Origin of the sequence: Nostoc flagelliforme FACHB-838 (assembly GCF_014698065.1) — a bacterium.
GTDB lineage: Bacteria > Cyanobacteriota > Cyanobacteriia > Cyanobacteriales > Nostocaceae > Nostoc > Nostoc flagelliforme_B.
The window spans coordinates 1-19,054 of record NZ_JACJSI010000008.1 but is presented as its reverse complement, the minus strand read 5'-3'; the positions used below and the strand labels follow the sequence as shown (position 1 = coordinate 19,054).

Annotated in this window: 17 protein-coding genes and 1 pseudogene; 8 read left to right on the top strand and 10 right to left on the bottom strand. The window is 41.7% G+C overall.

Annotated features, from left to right (window positions below):
• Positions 1-31: 31 nt before the first annotated feature.
• Both H6G97_RS06245 and H6G97_RS06240 read right to left on the bottom strand, forming a co-directional pair.
• Positions 32-247 carry a photosystem I reaction center subunit IV gene (locus H6G97_RS06245; protein ID WP_069073932.1) on the bottom strand — a complete coding sequence of 72 codons (216 nt, stop codon included), beginning with the start codon at positions 245-247 and terminating at the stop codon, positions 32-34.
• Positions 248-610: 363 nt separating this feature from the next.
• Positions 611-1,195: a PAP/fibrillin family protein gene (locus H6G97_RS06240; protein WP_190939820.1), complete on the bottom strand. Its 585-nt coding sequence runs from the start codon at positions 1,193-1,195 to the stop codon at positions 611-613.
• Positions 1,196-1,438: 243 nt separating this feature from the next.
• On the opposite strand from H6G97_RS06240, the gene H6G97_RS06235 reads away from it, so the two are divergent.
• Positions 1,439-1,675: a DUF3134 domain-containing protein gene (locus H6G97_RS06235; RefSeq protein ID WP_190939919.1), complete on the top strand. Its 237-nt coding sequence runs from the start codon at positions 1,439-1,441 to the stop codon at positions 1,673-1,675.
• Positions 1,676-1,755: 80 nt separating this feature from the next.
• Positions 1,756-2,847 carry a phospho-N-acetylmuramoyl-pentapeptide-transferase gene (mraY, locus tag H6G97_RS06230; protein ID WP_190939819.1) on the top strand — a complete coding sequence of 364 codons (1,092 nt, stop codon included), beginning with the start codon at positions 1,756-1,758 and terminating at the stop codon, positions 2,845-2,847.
• A gap of 150 nt (positions 2,848-2,997) precedes the next feature.
• On the opposite strand, the gene H6G97_RS06225 is transcribed toward mraY, so the two are convergent.
• The 5 genes from H6G97_RS06225 to H6G97_RS06205 all read right to left on the bottom strand — a co-directional run bounded on the left by H6G97_RS06225 (position 2,998) and on the right by H6G97_RS06205 (position 7,776).
• Positions 2,998-4,749: a diguanylate cyclase gene (locus H6G97_RS06225; RefSeq protein ID WP_190939918.1), complete on the bottom strand. Its 1,752-nt coding sequence runs from the start codon at positions 4,747-4,749 to the stop codon at positions 2,998-3,000.
• 141 nt (positions 4,750-4,890) lie between these two features.
• Positions 4,891-5,403: a MogA/MoaB family molybdenum cofactor biosynthesis protein gene (locus tag H6G97_RS06220; RefSeq protein ID WP_190939818.1), complete on the bottom strand. Its 513-nt coding sequence runs from the start codon at positions 5,401-5,403 to the stop codon at positions 4,891-4,893.
• Between the two features lie 92 nt (positions 5,404-5,495).
• Positions 5,496-5,837 carry a photosystem II reaction center protein Psb28 gene (gene psb28 / locus H6G97_RS06215; protein WP_190939817.1) on the bottom strand — a complete coding sequence of 114 codons (342 nt, stop codon included), beginning with the start codon at positions 5,835-5,837 and terminating at the stop codon, positions 5,496-5,498.
• A gap of 104 nt (positions 5,838-5,941) precedes the next feature.
• A complete protein-coding gene (gene dtd / locus H6G97_RS06210) occupies positions 5,942-6,394 on the bottom strand; it encodes a D-aminoacyl-tRNA deacylase (RefSeq protein ID WP_190939816.1) in 453 nt (150 codons plus the stop codon).
• A gap of 260 nt (positions 6,395-6,654) precedes the next feature.
• Positions 6,655-7,776, bottom strand: coding sequence for a CobW family GTP-binding protein (locus H6G97_RS06205; protein ID WP_190939815.1), 1,122 nt, complete (start codon positions 7,774-7,776; stop codon positions 6,655-6,657).
• A gap of 246 nt (positions 7,777-8,022) precedes the next feature.
• Between H6G97_RS06205 and cysS the strand changes: the two genes are divergently transcribed.
• From cysS to rdgB, 5 genes are all read left to right on the top strand, one after another.
• Positions 8,023-9,471, top strand: coding sequence for a cysteine--tRNA ligase (gene cysS, locus H6G97_RS06200; protein ID WP_190939814.1), 1,449 nt, complete (start codon positions 8,023-8,025; stop codon positions 9,469-9,471).
• An 88-nt stretch (positions 9,472-9,559) separates the two neighbouring features.
• On the top strand, positions 9,560-10,999 hold the full coding sequence (locus H6G97_RS06195) for a TldD/PmbA family protein (RefSeq protein ID WP_190939813.1): 1,440 nt from the start codon (positions 9,560-9,562) through the stop codon (positions 10,997-10,999).
• Between the two features lie 225 nt (positions 11,000-11,224).
• On the top strand, positions 11,225-12,571 hold the full coding sequence (locus H6G97_RS06190; protein WP_190939812.1) for a TldD/PmbA family protein: 1,347 nt from the start codon (positions 11,225-11,227) through the stop codon (positions 12,569-12,571).
• Positions 12,572-12,778: 207 nt separating this feature from the next.
• Positions 12,779-14,215: a phosphoglucomutase/phosphomannomutase family protein gene (locus tag H6G97_RS06185; RefSeq protein WP_190939811.1), complete on the top strand. Its 1,437-nt coding sequence runs from the start codon at positions 12,779-12,781 to the stop codon at positions 14,213-14,215.
• An 87-nt stretch (positions 14,216-14,302) separates the two neighbouring features.
• On the top strand, positions 14,303-14,887 hold the full coding sequence (gene rdgB / locus H6G97_RS06180; protein WP_190939810.1) for an RdgB/HAM1 family non-canonical purine NTP pyrophosphatase: 585 nt from the start codon (positions 14,303-14,305) through the stop codon (positions 14,885-14,887).
• A gap of 125 nt (positions 14,888-15,012) precedes the next feature.
• Here the strand turns inward: rdgB and H6G97_RS06175 are convergent, their stop codons facing one another.
• From H6G97_RS06175 to thiD, 3 genes are all read right to left on the bottom strand, one after another.
• Complete coding sequence (locus H6G97_RS06175; protein WP_012410794.1) at positions 15,013-15,351, bottom strand: P-II family nitrogen regulator; 339 nt, start codon at positions 15,349-15,351, stop codon at positions 15,013-15,015.
• 359 nt (positions 15,352-15,710) lie between these two features.
• Positions 15,711-16,319, bottom strand: coding sequence for a hypothetical protein (locus tag H6G97_RS06170; protein ID WP_190939809.1), 609 nt, complete (start codon positions 16,317-16,319; stop codon positions 15,711-15,713).
• A 216-nt stretch (positions 16,320-16,535) separates the two neighbouring features.
• A complete protein-coding gene (gene thiD / locus H6G97_RS06165) occupies positions 16,536-17,384 on the bottom strand; it encodes a bifunctional hydroxymethylpyrimidine kinase/phosphomethylpyrimidine kinase (RefSeq protein ID WP_190939808.1) in 849 nt (282 codons plus the stop codon).
• Between the two features lie 873 nt (positions 17,385-18,257).
• On the opposite strand from thiD, the pseudogene H6G97_RS06160 reads away from it, so the two are divergent.
• Positions 18,258-19,054 (top strand): annotated as a pseudogene (locus tag H6G97_RS06160) (right-handed parallel beta-helix repeat-containing protein); the annotation flags it as partial.

Here is a 19,054-nt window from a genome sequence, read left to right as displayed (position 1 = left end):
CGTATCAAACAACCCCTTGTAGCTTTGCTGCTTATTTTTTAGGTGGTTTAGCCTTTGGTGCTTCAACCTCTACTAATTCATCTTGAGCAAAGTTGTTGGTATTGATACCAGAGTAATTGACCTTTTCAAAACGGACAATTACGGGGTATTTGATGCCGCTTTGGTCAATGGAAGCCACAGTTCCTAGATCCTGAAACCAGTAGGACTCAGGGCGGAGAATACGTACTTTAGAACCACGTTGAACCATGATTATTTTCCCTTTTAGTTATCAATCGCCAATCTAGAGGGCTAATTGATTTCACTCTACAACCTGAAGGTAGCAGCAAGAGTCTTTGTTAAGTTATTTGTCTGAATTGTGGATTGGGGAATGCAGGGCCCCCTCTGGGGATAAGGAGTAATTGGGGATTAGCGATTGGGAAATGGAGATTGGGCATTGGGCATTGAGTATTAATTATTCTTTCTTCCTCTGCTCCCCCTGCTCCCCCTGCTTCCTTATCTCCCATTATTTCCACTCCCTACTCTCACCCAAATTGAAAACGGTATTATAGCTTACTTGACAAGGCACATGTTATAGCGTACCTTCGTTCGCAAGCGGTTATTTTGTAGAAGCTTATGTTTTAGTTAAGACAAACACACTTCCTTCGTTACCTCTGCCAATCCGCAGATCGTTATCTATATAAGTGATATCTAACCAGCCTTGCTGGTTATCACTGTTTACAGCAAAATCAATCGCCGGAAATTTTTTACCTGCTTCAATTTGTTGGATAAAAGTTACCGGAGAATTGTATTCTATTAAACGTTGTAAGCCGATAATAGAACGCTCAAATTTCACTTGGACACGCCGATCTGAAACTGGCTCAAATTTAGCAGCAACGCTGACTAATCCTTCTAAATAAGGTAAGCCATAAATCTCAGCTATGTTGTAAACGCTGGTAGTCTCTACCCGGATACACTGATAGATTTGACCCAGTTTGCACAAAGGTAGACGATCTAAGTTTAAAAGAGCCTTGCTAGTGGTGTATAGTAATCGCCAATTGCCATCTAGCAAATTACCAGCTTCTACCGGACGGGGTGTAGGATTAAAGTCTTCTAAATTGGCGATCGCTGTTAAGATAGCCTGTTTTTGTACTGGGGTCGCTAGTAGACCGCGATTTGTACCAGCGATCGTATCCATAAGAGCCGCTTTTCCCATCATCGCCTGTCACCTCAAAAATTATTCACTTTCCCTCAGGATAAACAAGATATTCATGACATATATGTAGAGCCATAAAAATTACTAAGAATCACTTGACATAAGCCTTATGGCTATTAAATAAAAAATTTCTATCTGAATACGGATTTATCAACTAAAGCGTTGAAAAGATAACTAAATTAATCCGTGTCAAGTGATAAACTCTAAATGTCAACTTACGTAAACCTTTTCTTGTCCTCACTCGATATGTTGAACTCTCCATTACGTGAAGAACCCCGTAACCAACGAGCCGATGTCATCCCCTTAAAACCAAAGTCTTCTTTGTTGGATTGGTTACAAACCAATGGTAGGATCATCGCGCGTGACGTTCACGAACCGGATTTTCAAGATGACGAAGAAGGAATCGACTCCCTAATGGGCGTGGAAGATGGAATTGGCTACGACCTCGATGATGATGATGAAATAGGAATCGCTGAGGATTAGCCTTTTCAGGTTAGGGACTTGGTGGTATCCCTAGTTCCTGGTATTCAATTTTATTAAGTGTGGAGTGAAGGGAAACTTCTGTGGACGCTAAATTATCTCCTGAGCAAGGATTAAATATTTCTGGAATCGCTTTAGCCTCTTTATTAGCCATAGGGCTAGGTACAACGGCATTTTGGTTGGATTCGATGGCCAATAGGCTACCTTGGCAAAGTATGTCGTTAACCCTGCCACTACTTCTGTGTGCTATGGGTTCAGGTGTGGTGGGGTATTGGGTAATACCCTTACTTCAAGCACTCAAAACTGGACAAATAATTCGTGAAGATGGCCCCCAAGCCCATCTAAAAAAGGCAGGCACTCCCACAATGGGCGGTATATTGTTTATACCAGTATCTGTGCTGCTTGCTTGTATATTGGCTAATTTCTCTACAGAGGTGCTTGCAGTTTCGGCTTTGACAATCAGCTACGGGTTGGTTGGCTGGCTTGACGATTGGCAAATTCTCCGCCGTAAATCAAATAAAGGTATATCTCCCGGAACAAAACTAGCTTTGCAGGTGAGTTTTGCAGCTCTGTTTTGTCTCTGGCTGATGTTTAATCAACCTTCTAATATTACAAATATTGCTTTGCCTTGGGTGAGCTTCACGCTACCATTAGGATTCTTATTTTGGCCTTTAGCTGGTTTTGTATTAGTTGCAGAAAGTAATGCAACTAATTTAACAGATGGTATTGATGGCTTGGCAGCAGGAACAGTAGCGATCGCACTTTTGGCATTAGGTGCCTTAATCGCCCCAACAGCCCCAGGATTGATGGTTTTCTGTGCTGCTTTAAGTGGCGGGTGCTTGGGTTTCTTAGCCCATAACCGTAATCCAGCCCGTGTTTTTATGGGAGATACTGGTTCTTTAGCGCTAGGAGGAGCTTTGGCTGCTGTAGCGTTACTGACAAACACCTTAGTAGCTCTGTTTATTCTCAGTGGTATCTTTTTTGTAGAAACCATTTCGGTGATGGCACAGGTAAGTTATTATAAAGCCACGAAGGGTCCCGATGGCAAAGGCAAACGCCTGTTCAAAATGGCACCTTTACATCATCATTTGGAACTTACTGGCTGGTCAGAATTACAAGTGGTTGGAGTGTTTTATATAATCGCTGCTATTTTAGCTACTATTTGTTTAGCGTAGGCGCAGCCCGCCGCAGGCTTCGCTCCATTCTAAATGTTTTAAAAACTGCTTGAATACAAAAAAACAACTCCCACATCTTCAGGGAGTTGTTTTTTTATAAGGTAAATTATCAAAACAGAATTTAGAAATCATACCAATTTGAAAAAAGAATTAATTACAGGTATTTACATACTCCCTAACCCGATTCTTTCCTGTTTGCTTTGCCTCAAGCATCGCTTGATTTGCCCGATTCAACAAATCTTTAACTGTAATCCCTGGTTCTGATACAGCTATTCCAAAAGAAGCGGTGATGCCTTCAAGGATCTGATCGCCGTCCTTCAATTGCATTTTTTCAACATCTAGCCTTATTTCTTCTACTCGCTTCCTGAGATTTTCTAATGTCATATTAGGCATCAAAATCACAAATTCTTCACCACCCCATCTGCAAGCAATATCAAAGGAGCGAATAGATGTTAATAGCAGCTTTGCTAATCCCTTAAGAACAATGTTGGCAGTCACATGCCCATAGCGCGAGTTGTAAGATTTGAAGTTATCAATATCAAGAAAAATAATACTAACAGGTTGTCCCGAACGGTCAGCTTCGGCTAACCTTTGTTCCGTTATAGTTTCCATATAGTTTTGATTGAATAGTTGGGTCATCCCATCACGCAAACTTTCATAAGTTAGACGTTGTTTTATTGATATATTATTCAGTGTAAAGCCTAATGTTCTAGCAATAATCTCAGCAATTTGTTGCTCTTCTGGACTGATTTCTTCAAGCGCATAGATGTGTAAAATTCCCACTATTTCGCCTTCTCCAAACAATGGAATACACAAATGTGTGCCACTAACAGGGTGTATTAAGTGGTTGCATACCAGTCCTGAGTTACGAGGCGAGAAAAGGTTAAGTTTATCTCTCCGTAATGCCCAACACTCAGATTGTGAAAATATTTCTTTAGTGGTTCTTTCTTCTCCCCAAGAACTATTCATCTGAACATAATTCTTGGAATTAGAAATTATACAGATACAACCACTCATATTAGGAAACAGCTTAGAACAGGTTAAAGCAACTACTTGATACACCTCATCTTCAGACTCGCAAGAATAAAGCATATCCGCCATATCTGAAAGATATATAAGTTCCTGTTTTTTTTCCTCTAATTCCAGTGCTTTTTCTGCTAGCTGCCGATTTAAGTCAGTGAGCGATCGCTGTGCTTCTATAGATTCTGTAATATCAATACTGATCCCACCAATGCGGCGATCGCCCGTTGCACCATCGCTAAACGGAAACTTAAACGATAGCCAGTAGCACGGCTGATCATTACCAGGTATCTTTACCTCTTCAATCAGCTTCAAGGGTTGTAGAGTCTTTAAAACGATTTGATCGTTTTCCATTACCCGCCGCCCCTCTTCTGGATCTGGCAAGAATTCACTATCTCTTTTTCCCAACCATTCTTCTGCATCTACCAAAAATTTAGACTGTAGCTCCTGGTTGTAGTAGAGTATTCTAGATTGCTCATCTTTGATATAAGCTCCAAAAGGGCCCTGATCTAGGAATAGCTGTTGCATTTGCTGGCTGCGTTGAAGTTCACGGGTATTTCGTTGAGATATGGCGATCGCTTCTAAAATTTGATAAGCAGTCGGCATTAGGCAGAATAATGCAGATAATGAAATAAACGCCGTTAAGTCGAGTACGGCTAAGTGCAACAGCGACACTGCAGAATGTGGCTCAAAAACCGCCAATAGGTGATGAAATCCACAAAATAGTACGAATCCACCTGATAAGAAAAAGGCTAGCCTAAACTTAGAAGGGATAGTTGCCCTAGTTTTTGCAAAGAAAACTCCTATTATTGTCGGAATGCCAAAGTAGGAAAATGCAGTGATGCCGTGAGCTATTATGCAATTCCAGTGAAGAGGCTGCATCATTAACCTGATATTAACAACATTTCATCCGTTTCACTATAATTCTGGGTAGCCTTAAGATGTAAGGATATAAAGGATGATTTTAGTATCTGATACCTTTGTTTTAGCTAAATTAATCGTGGTAACTTTCTGAAAGACTGCTCATTTCACCCCCTTACAAACTTGGTTTACCAAGTGAGTGAGTTCGGGTAAAATCAGTTTTTCCATTGCCAGTCGCACAGCGTTACTAGAACCAGGAAGCGAGAAGATTAATTTATCTTGATAAACACCAGCAACGGCACGAGAAGCGATCGCCCGCGAACCAATTTCTTGATAACTTAAAAAACGAAATAACTCACCAAATCCCGGTAACGTTTTCTCTAGTAATTTCTCAATGGCATCATAAGTGGTATCTCTTGGTGCAATACCTGTACCACCACTGAAAATTACAGCATCCAAATTTAAGCTTTCACCCAGATTTTCGATCTGCTCTTGAATTTGTGTTGCTTCATCCTTAATAATTATGTAAGCTTCTACAGCATGGTTAGCGCTAAGGAGTAACTGCTGAATTAGCTGTCCACTTTTATCTGTTTTAAAAGTGCGTGTATCGCTGACAGTAACCACAGCACAATTTACTGTAATTTTAGAGTTATCTGGGTGGGGTTGTGATGTCATAGGTCAGTCATAAATTTTTGCTCATAGATAATGGGGAATGGCGCATTGGGCATGACAATAATACCCATGCCCGATGCCCTATTCCCTATGCCCTATGCCTCTTTTTTACTCAGTCCCAGATCGTTTTCTTCAGCATACCGCTCCATGAAGCGCATAAAACGCTCCCATTCTTGGGCAGATTTCATGACGTAAAGTGCTTCTAATTCTTCTGGTTTACCGTTAATAAATTTAGCCTTAACTTCACGAGTAATTATTTCGCCTTCTTCGTCAATCAAGTACATCCCGGTAATATCTTCGGTGCTACCTTGATCTAAAATCTTCGGATTCGTAAAAATAAAGGTCGCTGTACCACTGTCGCCAGTGCGCGATCGCGTCAAGCGCACATCTGGAGTTACTTCTTCGTCAAGACCTCTAGAAAACTGGATTTTCGCCATGATTAGTGAATTTAAACTATTATGATGGTTAATTTAATATTCTCTCATCAATTAGAACACCACGGTCTAGAGGCTACTGTTATTCATTCTTTTAGTATATCTACTTAAATTGCTTCTTTTTCAAGTAACAAAGTTACAGGGCCATCGTTTTCAATCGTAACTTGCATCATTGCACCAAATTGACCTGTTTCTACCTGCAAACCGCTAGCTCTTAATTTGGTAACAAAACGATCATACAAATCTGCTGCTGATTGGGGAGTGGCTGAACGGTCAAAAGAAGGACGACGGCCTTTGCGACAGTCGCCGTAAAGCGTAAATTGACTGACTACCAATAACTCACCGCCAATTTCTTGTACAGATTTTTGCCAACGTTCATCTCCTTCCTCGTCAGGAAACAGCCGCAATTCTAGGCACTTACGCACCATCCAGTCGATTTCAACATCAGTGTCGGTATTGGCTATGCCTACGAGCAAATTTAGCCCCTGCCCAATTTTGCCGAGAATTTCACCATTAACTGCAACTTGAGATGATTTAACTCGCTGGATAACAACGCGCATTTTAACTAATTCGTAATTATTGGCGAAACACTCGCGCGTAAATGCAGGGCAGTGAGGAAGCGATGTCTATAAAGTTTACTGAGCGCAGCCGTAACCCTTTGGGCAAGCAAGCTACGTGCAGCGTCTCGTAGAGAAGTGCGGGCTACGCCTACGCTATTCTCTCATTTTTTATTGCTCAAAATCGATGGCTCCGCCATTGGGAATGCATTCCCAGGTGGAACCTGGGAACAAGTAATGAGTAAGCTTTTAACTCCTAACTTTTATTTGCTAAAGCCTTTACCGCGAGACTTTGAAGGTAGACAAATGCAGTTTTCGAGTTGAGAAATTAAAGCCTCACGATCCAAATTTTGACCAATTAGCACTAGTTGGTTTTTTAATTGACCTTGCCATTCATCATCATCCAACGTAAAGCGTTTACCGCAAAGGTGAAAAATATGACGCTTCGGACTTTCATCAAACCACATAATCCCCTTCGCTCGGAAGATATTTGAGGGTAGTTGGTTATCTAAGAAATACTGAAACTTCCTAATAGAAAAAGGCTTGTCACTTTGGAAAGAGATGGAAGTGAAACCATCATTTTCTAAATGGTCAGAATGATGGTGATGGTCGTGATGCTCATGGTCATGTTCGTGATGATCGTGACCGCATGTTGAGTGATCGTGATCATCGTGGTCGTGATGATCGTGTTCATGATCGTGATGATCATGTTCATCGGCCACTGTGTCAAAATACTTATCAGACTCAAACAGACCAACACTGAGAATTAACGGAAGTGGCACTTGCGATCGCGTAGCGCGAATAATTCTTGCTCCTTCCTTAACTTCGTTAATTTTTCTTTCTAACTCGTTTAAAGTGGCTTCATCAACCAAATCAGCTTTATTCAGAACAATCACATCACCATAAGCAATCTGGCTGTATGCTGCCTCAGAGTTAAATAAATCTAGGCTGTAATTGGCAGCATCTACCACAGTAATAATCGAATCTAAGCGGGTTAAATCCCGCAATTCTGTGCCTAAGAATGTTAAAGCCACTGGTAGCGGATCTGCCAATCCAGTTGTTTCCACTACTAGATAATCTAGATTTTCTTGGCGTTCTAAAACTTTGTAAACTGCATCTACTAAATCATTATTAATAGTGCAGCAGATACAACCATTATTTAGTTCCACCATGTTCTCACCAGTGGAAACAATTAGCTCGTTGTCGATGCCAATTTCACCAAATTCATTCACGAGAACAGCGGTTTTTAACCCCTGTTGGTTGTTGAGGATATGATTAAGTAAAGTCGTCTTGCCACTACCGAGAAAACCCGTAATAATTGTTACTGGCATTCCTTGTTTAGGCGTATCCATTGCCGAAGATTCGGGTGTAACTGCTGATTGCATAGCGCTGTTATCAAATATTCAAAAAATAGTAATGTAGCGCAGATAGTCCAGAAAACACTAGCGCCGCAAGGTGGAAGTCAAAAGTGAAAAGTCAAAAGTCAAAAACCCTTGATTTTTGGGCTTTCGAGATTTTGTCCAATAGTATGTTGATTTCCGCCGTGACGTACTAGCATAGGGATGCTGGACTGTCATCCCAGCTGCTTTACCCTATTATTACGTATCTCCTTATTTCCGCATTACTCTGTTATGACCCTAACCCTTTACAATACCCTCACCCGTCGTCAAGAACCGTTTGAAACAGTCGAAGCAGGCAAGGTTAAGATGTATTACTGCGGCGTGACGGTGTACGACTACTGCCATTTGGGTCATGCTAGAGCTTGCATCGTTTGGGACGTAGTACGCCGATACCTCCAGTTTATCGGTTATGAAGTCCGATATATCCAAAATTTTACCGATATTGATGACAAGATTCTCAATCGAGCCTGTGCTGAACATTCCTCAATGGAAGCTGTAGCCGATCGCTTCATCAAAGCATATTTTGAGGATATGGCGCGGTTGGGAATCAAAGAAGCTGATGAGTATCCCCGCGCGACACACACGATTAACGGCATTCAGCGATTAATTCATGAGTTAGAAAATAAAGGTTTTGCTTACCCTGCTGACGGCGATGTGTATTATGCAGTGCGGCAGTTTTCTGAGTATGGCAAGCTTTCGGGACGTAGGTTAGAAGATATGCAAGCAGGGAAAAGCGAGCGCGTCAATGTAGAAGATCCAGAATATCAGAAAAAGAAAGATCCCTTTGATTTTGCTTTATGGAAGGCGGCAAAAGCGGGAGAACCTGCTTGGGAATCACCTTGGGGCGCAGGTCGTCCGGGGTGGCATATAGAATGCTCGGCAATGGTGCGCGATCGCCTGGGTGATACTATAGATATTCATGCTGGTGGTGCTGACTTAATTTTTCCTCACCATGAAAACGAAATTGCCCAATCTGAGGCAGTAACCGGAAAACCCCTAGCGCGTTACTGGTTACATAACGGCATGGTAAAGGTAGATGGGGAAAAAATGTCCAAATCTTTGGGCAACTTCATCACTATTCGAGAATTGCTGGATCGAGGAGTTGACCCGATGGCAGTGCGGTTGTTCGTATTGACCGCTCAATATCGCACGCCAATTGATTTTACCGACGAAGCGATCGCCGCAGCAACTAATGGCTGGCACACCATTAAAGAAGGTTTACTTTTTGGGCATCAATACGGTAAAAAACTCGGCTGGAATTTGGGAACTCAGAATATTCTAATCCCCAATCCCGATGTTGAACGCTTCCAAAAAGTTGTAAATAACGACTTTAATTTTCCTGGTGGGTTAACAGTGCTGTTTAAACTAGCTAAAGAACTGAGCCGTGAAGGGCATATTCTTGTGCATGAAGGGAAAACCGAAACATTACCAGAGGAGTTACACCGGCAATGGCAAACACTCGTCACATTAGCTGGAGTTTTGGGTTTAGAAGCTGAGATAGAAGCAGAAACTCACACGAATGGTTTAACTGATGCGGAAATTGAGGCGAAAATTCAGCAAAGACAAGAAGCACGTAAAGCCAAAAATTTTGCCGAAAGCGATCGCATTCGTGACGAACTTCAAGCAGAAGGTATTACGCTAATTGATAGCCGTGATGGTACACGCTGGCATCGTAATTAGAGGAGACTGGAGGCTAGGGACTAGGAATTAAATTCTTCCCATGCCCCATTTCCCATTCCCCATTCCCCATTCCCCATTTCCCTAAATTATGTGGTCTGAACTTAAAAAAGCGATCGCTAGTTTCGATATTCCCGCTGATTGGATTGGTATTAGAGCCGTAAAGGAGACTTCTACTACCCGTTTAGTTCGTGACGCTTTACCTCAACTAAACGGCAAATCCTTCACTGTCGGAGCAATGTTAGAAGTTTTGGTCAACGGCTGTCTGGGTTATGCAGCTACTAACTCTCTGGAACTTTCTTCCTTAGAAGCGGCTGCCCAAACAGCGTATAAACAGGCACTAGCTGCAAGTGAATGGTGGATACATCCCTTCCGTGAAAGTGAGCGCCCGAAAGTTGTTGGTGAATATAAATCTCTATTTCTTGAGCCATTGGATGCTCTGAGTCCGGGAGAAATCAACGATTTACTAGTTCGTATTTGCCAAACGCTGAAAGTTGACGACAAAATTGTGCAAACTATCGCTAGTGCCAGCACTACTGAGAAAGAATCTTGGTTTGTTAGCAGCAACGGCTCAGAAGTTTATCAAAAAATACTATCTATAGGCACTAATTACGGAGCCACTGCCCAAGATGGAACAATTGTACAGCAGCGCAGCAACAACGGTTCGCAAGCAAACTGTTATCAAGGCGGACTCGAACTATTAAAACAAGAAAACTTATGGCATCGGGTGCGGCAAATTGGCGAACAAGCAGTAGAACTCTTGACAGCAGAGGAATGCCCAACCACCCGTACCAATTTAGTTTTAGCCCCAGACCAGATGATGCTGCAAATCCATGAAAGTGTCGGACATCCTTTAGAAATTGACCGAATTTTGGGAGATGAGCGTAATTATGCTGGGGGCAGCTTCGTTAGTAAAAGCGATTTTGGCAACCTAGTATATGGTTCGCCATTGATGAACATTACCTTTGATCCCACCGTGCCTGGTGAATATGCCAGCTATGGCTTTGATGATACGGGTGCTGTCGCAACAAAAGAGTATTTGGTTAAAGAAGGTATATTGCAACGGGGTTTAGGCAGTCTGGAGAGTCAAGCCAGAGCAGGTGTAGCAGGAGTTGCCTGTGCCCGTGCTTCCTCATGGAATCGACCAGCGATCGATCGCATGGCAAACTTGAATTTAGAGCCTTTAAACGGCACTTTTGAAGACATTATTGGCGGGATAGAAAACGGCGTTTATATGGAATCTAACCGTTCTTGGTCAATAGACGATCGCCGCTACAAATTCCAATTTGGTTGTGAGTACGCCAAATTAATTGAAAATGGTAAACTCACCAAAACCCTTCGTAATCCTAACTATCGCGCCACAACACCAGAGTTTTGGCATAGTTTAATTAAAGTCGGAGATGCGACAAACTGGCAAATGTATGGTACTCCTTATTGTGGTAAAGGAGAACCAAATCAGGCCATTTCGGTAGGACACGGTTCGCCTGTTTGTGTATTTGCTAATGTCGAAATTTTTGGTGGAGGAGCTTGAAAAAGTACACAGTTAGGAGTTAAGAGCTTTGAATTAAGTAGGTAGGCATAATTAAACATAAAATAAAATCCTAGTTCGTCGTGAGCGATAAATCTCTCCCTACAAGGATTATCAGGACTAAAGTCCTTACTACAAACTTTAATTTATTTACGCCCAGCTACTTACAAAAATTCTTTCAACTCCTAACTTTCTCCTTCTCCTGTTTCCTATTAATATTTAATATCTATGAAAGTTGAGGAATTATCTGCGTTAGAAGTCAGCTTTAATCGACTGATTGAAAGTCTGTTGATCAAAAAATTAGAAAATGAACAATTCACTGTGAGACTCAGCAGTGAAATAAGTCAATTTACTCGTTTTAATCATGCGAAAGTGCGACAGACTGGTTCTGTCGCTGATGGTTGGATTGAACTGACTTTGATGAAAGATCAGCGCAACAGTGTTCGGCAGTTTCCCTTTACTGGAAATTGGCAGGTAGATTGGGAGTTAGCGTATACTGCTTTGCAAGAACTACGTGACGAAATTATCCTACTACCCATCGATCCATATCTAGTTTTGCCATCAGGAAATAATACCAGCCGAGAAGTAAATTCTGGGAATTTATTGGCGGCAGAAGCAGTAGTATCAACTGTGCTAGAACTAGTTGCTGAATTGGATTTTACAGGTATATATGCCGGGGGAGTGGTAATAAAAGCTTATGGTGACTCTAGCGGTAAAAAACACTGGTTTGCTACAGAGTATTTTACCTTGGATTACTCTCTATTTTCCACATCTGGACAAGCCGTTAAGGGTACATTTGCAGGAAGTGATTGGGATAAATCTACATATATAGCCAAAATAAGCGAAGCTAAAAAGCAATTAGAATTGCTCAATCACCCAGCAAAAGAATTACCACGGGGACAATACAGAACTTATTTTGCTCCTGCTGCTGTTGCAGATTTATTATTGATGCTTTCTTGGGGATCTGTAAGCGAAGCTGATATTCAACAAGGAAATAGCTCTTTAGCTGCTCTATGGCGTAAAGAAAAACAACTTTCACCTGCATTTAATTTGAAAGAAAACTTTCAACGGGGATTAGTACCACGATTTAATGAATTGGGAGAAATAGCAGCACCGGAGTTACCTATAATAGAAAAAGGACATTTGGTAAATACTTTAGTCAATTCTCGAACTGCTAAAGAATATCAAAAACCTGCCAATGGCGCTAATGGTTCAGAGACTTTAAGAGCGCCAGAAATCAGTCCGGGAAATTTAGGGTTTGAGCAGATTCTTCCAAGTTTAGATAGAGGATTATATCTATCAAATCTGCATTACTTGAATTGGAGCGATCGCCACACTGGTAGAGTCACAGGTATGACCCGTTATGCTTGTTTTTGGGTAGAAAACGGAGAAATTGTTGCCCCAATTGAAAACTTGCGTTTTGATGAAAGTCTCTACCGCTTCTGGGGAGAAAACCTCATAGATTTGACCAATTTCCAAGATTTTATACCCGAAGTCGGTACTTATGAAAGTCGTCAACTAGGAGGTAGTTTAGTTCCTGGTATGCTGGTGGAAGATTTTACATACACCCTATAATCCAATACCGTTCAGTTAAGCCCAAAATTATTGCTAAAGATGCGAAATTGGATTGGGCTTCGCCCACTACGTTAACGCGTCTCTACAGTCCTAAAATTTAGTGCCAAAAATCCTTAATTGAATAGTACATATTTTTACTAGATTCTTTTTTTACTCTGCACACTGTATAAATGCTAGAATCCTCAAGTAGACAGTTAGGATACCTAGATGCCAGTTGTAGCTAACTCAATCAAGTTTGGTACAGACGGCTGGCGGGGCGTTATCGGTGAAGAGTTTACCTTTGAACGCCTAGCCCTGGTCACACCAGTTGCCGCAAAAGTATTATATGATACATATTTTTCTACGGTAGGTAGCCGGACAATAATTGTTGGTTATGATCGCCGATTTATGGCCGAAGATTTTGCTCGTGCTGTTGCCGATACTGTCACTGCCGTCGGCTTTGATGTACTACTGAGCGAAAGCTATGCCCCAACCCCAGCTTATAGCTGGGCAGCAAAACAACTCAATGCTTTAGGGGCGCTGGTAATTACAGCCAGTCATAATCCTGGTGCATATTTAGGCTTAAAAGTCAAGGGCTGTTTTGGTGGGTCAGTACCGCCAGAAGTTACAAAAGAGATAGAAGCGCAATTGTCAGTTGGAGTACCACTAGCAGCTACCCCAGGCAAACAAGAGAAATTCGATCCTTGGCCTAGTTATACCCAAGCGTTAGAAGGTAAAGTTGATATTGTCAAAATTCGAGAAGCGATCGCATCAGGCAAAGTGACATTATTTGCCGATGTTATGCATGGCGCGGCGGCTGGCGGATTGGCGAGACTACTAGGCAATCAAGTCAAAGAAATCAACAGCAAACGTGATCCCCTCTTTGGTGGTGGTGCGCCGGAACCCTTACCTAAATACCTTTCAAAGCTATTTGAAGTCATCAAAACTCATCGGGAAACCGATAAATCAGGTTTAACGGTGGGGTTGGTGTTTGATGGAGACTGCGATCGCATTGCAGCAGTAGATGGAGAAGCCAACTTCCTAAGTTCCCAAGCCTTAATCCCCATATTAATCGACCACTTAACCCTGCGCCGCGGTTTTAGTGGAGAAATAGTCAAAACTGTTAGTGGTTCCGACTTAATGCCCCTTGTGGCAGCACTACATAATCTATCAGTATTTGAGACAGCAGTTGGTTATAAATACATTGCTGACAGAATGTTGGTAGCAAAAGTGTTGCTGGGTGGTGAAGAGTCGGGAGGAATTGGCTATGGTAGTCATATTCCCGAACGTGATGCACTGCTATCAGCATTGTACGTCTTAGAAGCGATCGTCGAATCTGGTTTAGATTTAGGTGATTATTATCGCTACTTGCAGAAACAAACAGGGTTTACCTCAGCTTACGATCGCATTGATTTACCCTTAGCAAGTATGGAAGTGAGATCGCGTCTTTTGCAACAACTGCAAACCCAACCCTTAACGGAAGTTGCAGGTAAAGCGGTGATTGATTGCCAAACAATTGACGGCTACAAATATCGCCTTGCCGATAAAAGCTGGTTAATGATTCGGTTTAGCGGTACTGAGCCGGTTTTACGACTATACTGCGAAGCCCCGACAATTGAGCAAGTGCATCAAACTCTTGCTTGGGCAAAACACTGGGCAGAGTAAAATTTATTATTTAGTCATTAGTCATTTGTCCTTTGTCTTTGGTAAATGACCAATGACTAATGACCAATGACCAATGACCAATGAATAATGACCAAATTACTCGTAGTAGCTACAGGAAATCCAGGTAAGTTGCGGGAAATGCAAGCTTACCTGGAAAATTCTGGTTGGGAATTAACCCTCAAACCTGAAGAATTGGAAATTGAAGAGACGGGCGAAACTTTTGCCGCTAACGCTTGTCTGAAAGCCTCACAAATTGCTAAAGCTACAGGAAACTGGGCAATTGCAGATGATTCTGGCTTGCAAATAGATGCCCTAAATGGCGCACCAGGGGTGTATTCTGCACGTTATGCCACAACCGACTCAGAACGCATCGCTAGAATATTGAGGGAATTAGGCAACGAGAAAAATCGGCAAGCCCAATTTGTTTGTGCAGTAGCGATCGCTCGTCCTGATGGTGCGATCGTATTAGAATCTGAAGGTATTTGTCGCGGCGAAATTCTTCACGCACCTCGTGGTAATGGTGGTTTTGGCTACGATCCAATTTTTTATGTGCAAGAATTGCAATTGACCTTTGCTGAAATGACACGGGAGTTAAAGAGGTCAATTAGTCATCGAGGCAAAGCTTTTACAGCTTTACTTCCGCAACTGGAGAAAATTAAGAGACGCGATTAATCGCGTCTGTACGAAAGTTAGGAGTAGAGACGCGATTAATCGCGTCTGTTAGGATTTATGAATTTTGCTAAATCTTCATTCATTAGTCCTGACTCACAACTCATAACTTTTAACTAATAACTTTTTTAAACTGCTTCTGTGTTCTTTTCGCCAGTACGAATCCGAATCACTTGCTCAACAGGCGAGATGAAAATTTTACCATCGCCGATTTCGCCAGTGCGGGCAGCAGCAATAATTTTGTCTACCACCATATCAACTTGATTGTCGTCAACTACGATTTCCACTTTGAGTTTTTGCAGAAACTCAACGGTGTACTCAGAACCACGATACCGTTCAGTTTGACCTTTCTGACGTCCGAAGCCCCGAACTTCAGAAACAGTCATACCAACAATACCAGCGTTAACCAAAGCAATTTTCACCTCATCTAGCTTAAATGGGCGGATAATAGCTTCTACTTTTTTCATCCTCTTACTCCTGACTTCTACTAGCTTCGTTTATATATCTAACCAGATCCGCAGTCTGAAGCTGTAACTAGCAGTGCTTTTCCTAAAAGATATGTAATAGTTACCACTTTTTTAAAATGTTAATACTTTGCTTGAGAGTTGGGACACGATAACCAGCAAGGATTTATTAATTTGCTCATTTTTGAGGTTTTAACATAAAGAACTTGCTGTCAATTTAGCATTTTATGTAGCTTTTATAACCTAAAAATAGATAAACTCCGCCATTTAGCAGATTTGTTCGGATATTTAGAGAGTGATTGCAGACAAATAAATTGCAGGGTAGATGGAAAACTTGCTACTGCTGACTGTGGAAGTGTCAATTAACGTTTCTGATGTTCAAACAAGGGACGCACAACGAAATATCCAGCACTAAAGGCAGTCAGCATGATTAACAAGATGGTGATAATTAACCACCAGCCATTGATTCCCTTAGCGTCTGGCTCAGTATTGGAATAATAACTTACTTGTTGCTCTTCTATAAAAACTGGTTCTGGTATTGAGAAATTCATTTCCATTGCAGGCGTAGAAAAGCCTTGGCGACGGCTTTTTTCGGATGGGGCTTTGGGCACAACGGATGGATGTGAGCGAGAAACCTGCTGACGTGGACGCGCTTGTATGACTGGTTGTTTGGCAGTAACTTTAACCTCGCTAGAAGCTTGAGTAGCTTGATGATAATTAAATGTAGCGTGGGAATCCACAAAATTTTGCAAGTGAGAAAAAGACTCAACGACTTTAGTAATTTCTTGGCGTAATAGTTGATTTTCTTGTGCTAGTTGCTGATTTTGGGTGGTGAGTGCATTTAGCCTCACCTGTGCTGCTTGCAACTCTGTTGATAATTCCTTGTATACAGATAGTGGTACAGAGGGAGGATAGGCTTGAGTAGTCGGTGCTGACGAATTACTGTGAACAGAACCTATGGTTGTTCGCATCAGGGGCTTGGTATTAAAAATCAAGGTAATTAGATCGTACAGAGATGCTAACAGAGATAGTCACCCCTGAAACTATGCCCAAGAATAATAGAAAAATATCCAAAGGGCAAAGATTTATTATTTGGGCATTGGGAATTAGGCCATTGGACATGGGGCATTTGTACTGAGCAAAGTCGTTGGCGCAGCCTCTCGTAAGGAAGTATTGGGAATTGGGTACTAAGAAAACTTTTCCCAGTCCCCAATCTCTAGTCCCCACAATGGGAAGAAATGCCCTACAGGGCCTTGCCCTTCGCCAATATCTAGGGCGTAAGTGAGTGCAGTAGTAACATAGTCTTTTGCCTGTTGCACTGCCTGCCACAAGTCTTTTCCCTTAGCCAGATTAGCAGCGATCGCAGCCGATAGTGTACAACCAGTACCGTGGGTATTTGTTGTCTGTACTTTTTGGCAAGTTAAAACTTCCAACTTGTTCCCATCAAACCAGATATCAACACCACGCAAATTTCCCTGCATACCTCCGCCCTTGACTAAAACAGCTTTCGTTCTTAAAGTCTTGTGAATAATTTCAGCAGCGGCTTGCATATCCTCCAACGTATTAATTTGTAAACCACTCAAAATCTGGGCTTCGTAACGATTGGGCGTGATTATAACCGCCTTAGGAATTAGGTCATGGCACAGAGTCTTCACAGCATCATCATCAATCAATTGCGCCCCCCTACGTGACACCATTACTGGATCAACGACTAGATTCTCGATTTGTAAAGCTTCAACTTGCTGGGCAACAGCAAAAATAATTTCTTGATTGAGCAACATTCCCGTTTTAGCAGCTTGTACGCCAATATCCTCAACTACCGCCTGAATTTGCGCCACAACAGCCTCTGTTGGCATGGCATCAACTCTCCTTACTTCTAGAGTGTTTTGTGCCGTGACGCAGGTTATAGCGCTAGTACCGTGGACACAGTGAAAAGCAAAGGTGCGTAAATCAGCTTGAATTCCTGCACCGCCACCGCTATCTGAACCAGCAATGGTTAAAGCAACAGGTATTCGGGAGTTTATTTCAGTGTTCATATTTATGAAGATTAATAAGTTAGTACTATCAAAGCAAACTATGTCAAAGATTTCGGCGTGAGTTGCTCAGATATTCAGCGAACACTGATACTCACGGCAAAAGGCCAGTCCCCAATCCCTCCTTCGAGGAAGTTAAAAATCAAAAGACTTTAAGAGTTCTTTAAATTTGAACAAGACAGAATTCAGAATTAAATTCTCTATGACTGGCTAACGCTACGCAACCCAGTGGTGGGTCTAAATCTCCCACTGATTGCATTCTAAATTCTCTTTTAATTTTCAATTGACTTAGATAGTTGCGTAAGCATAGCCCACCCTCTACCTTAAGCAAGAGCTAAGTATAACGTCTTGTAGAAAAGACATAGCTTCTTTAAAAATATCTAGAGAAACTTCATCAAATCCTTGCACAAAGGGCTTTCTATCCCCATATCACTCTAGAAATCAACAGGACTTTACCAGGACACTTCCATAGTATTTTTGATTTTGTTGTAAAAAAACTTACAACATTCAGGGCATTCACTGATATCAAGTGCTATTTGTAAAGGTTAGTTTTAATGAAGTTCACAAGGCTCAGTTACAGCGATTAGAGCAGGTTCAACTAAGTTGTTACATTAGTTCCCTCAACTCAAGAGGTGAATCTACTAAACGTCCTCAACAAGACCCTGACGATTGACGGTATCGATACGCCTGGTTTAACCATCAACGGTTAACAGCAGAAAATTTTTTAATTTTACAACAGCGTTTTTATAACTGACGCGATTTCAAGTCGCGCTCGGACGACTGTGATTGTCCTCTATTCAAAAAATTATTTGGCAATTGAAAAAAGTTGCTGAGAGTGTACTACCAATTCCCCTTACACACATTCGGAGTAAATCTATGGCTGGCACAACATATTACGTTTCTGGAACAGGCAATGATAAAAATGATGGTTCAAATGAAGAAACCGCCTTTCGCTCCTTGGGTAGAGCCGTATATGAGATGAAAACCGGTGACACACTCTACGTCATGAACGGAACTTATGACAAAGGAGCTACGCTTTTTAACAAAAACGGCTCACCAGATAATTGGACAACAATAAAAGCTTATCCAGGGCATACACCTAAGATAAAAACAACAGGAGATGGCATTAATGTATTTAGTTCATCTTACGTGCTGATTGAAGGACTTGATTTAGAGGGAGGTCGGGAAAACATCACTTTAGAATATGCCTTACAAGAAAAAGATAACCCGAACAATCCTATTACCCGTGCCAATGGAATTGCTGTAAAAGCAGCGAAAATAGGGGGAGAAGGTGGCAGTGATACTCATCACATTGTCATCAAGGGTAACACAGTCCGCAATTTTTCAGGTGGAGGTATTGCATTTAACGACTCAGACTACATCACTGTTGAAAAAAATATTGTATCTGGAAACGCTTGGTATTCTGCTTACGGTAATCAGGGAATTACTGCTCTTCGCAGTTTTAACTTCGATAACAACACTACTGACTACAGGATAATTTTTCGAGACAACATTGTTTATGATAATAAAAATTTAGTTCCCGTGTGGGAGACAGGGAACATCAGTGAAGGACACGGTCTCATGCTTGATACTACTATCAAAGCTAAAGATGGTGGAACCTATAGCGGAAAGGCATTAATAGCGAATAACGTAACCTATAACAATGGAGGCTC

What these genes read in the sequence shown, in the direction of transcription:
- H6G97_RS06235 (WP_190939919.1), top strand. Translation starts at nt 1,439, where the DNA reads ATGTTGAACTCTCCATTACGTGAAGAACCCCGTAACCAACGAGCCGAT.
- H6G97_RS06170 (WP_190939809.1), bottom strand. Translation starts at nt 16,319, where the DNA reads ATGCGAACAACCATAGGTTCTGTTCACAGTAATTCGTCAGCACCGACT.
- H6G97_RS06225 (WP_190939918.1), bottom strand. Translation starts at nt 4,749, where the DNA reads ATGCAGCCTCTTCACTGGAATTGCATAATAGCTCACGGCATCACTGCA.
- H6G97_RS06185 (WP_190939811.1), top strand. Translation starts at nt 12,779, where the DNA reads ATGCCAGTTGTAGCTAACTCAATCAAGTTTGGTACAGACGGCTGGCGG.
- H6G97_RS06175 (WP_012410794.1), bottom strand. Translation starts at nt 15,351, where the DNA reads ATGAAAAAAGTAGAAGCTATTATCCGCCCATTTAAGCTAGATGAGGTG.
- cysS (WP_190939814.1), top strand. Translation starts at nt 8,023, where the DNA reads ATGACCCTAACCCTTTACAATACCCTCACCCGTCGTCAAGAACCGTTT.
- H6G97_RS06205 (WP_190939815.1), bottom strand. Translation starts at nt 7,776, where the DNA reads ATGCAATCAGCAGTTACACCCGAATCTTCGGCAATGGATACGCCTAAA.
- psb28 (WP_190939817.1), bottom strand. Translation starts at nt 5,837, where the DNA reads ATGGCGAAAATCCAGTTTTCTAGAGGTCTTGACGAAGAAGTAACTCCA.
- rdgB (WP_190939810.1), top strand. Translation starts at nt 14,303, where the DNA reads ATGACCAAATTACTCGTAGTAGCTACAGGAAATCCAGGTAAGTTGCGG.
- H6G97_RS06240 (WP_190939820.1), bottom strand. Translation starts at nt 1,195, where the DNA reads ATGATGGGAAAAGCGGCTCTTATGGATACGATCGCTGGTACAAATCGC.
- thiD (WP_190939808.1), bottom strand. Translation starts at nt 17,384, where the DNA reads ATGAACACTGAAATAAACTCCCGAATACCTGTTGCTTTAACCATTGCT.
- H6G97_RS06245 (WP_069073932.1), bottom strand. Translation starts at nt 247, where the DNA reads ATGGTTCAACGTGGTTCTAAAGTACGTATTCTCCGCCCTGAGTCCTAC.
- dtd (WP_190939816.1), bottom strand. Translation starts at nt 6,394, where the DNA reads ATGCGCGTTGTTATCCAGCGAGTTAAATCATCTCAAGTTGCAGTTAAT.
- H6G97_RS06190 (WP_190939812.1), top strand. Translation starts at nt 11,225, where the DNA reads ATGAAAGTTGAGGAATTATCTGCGTTAGAAGTCAGCTTTAATCGACTG.
- H6G97_RS06220 (WP_190939818.1), bottom strand. Translation starts at nt 5,403, where the DNA reads ATGACATCACAACCCCACCCAGATAACTCTAAAATTACAGTAAATTGT.
- H6G97_RS06195 (WP_190939813.1), top strand. Translation starts at nt 9,560, where the DNA reads ATGTGGTCTGAACTTAAAAAAGCGATCGCTAGTTTCGATATTCCCGCT.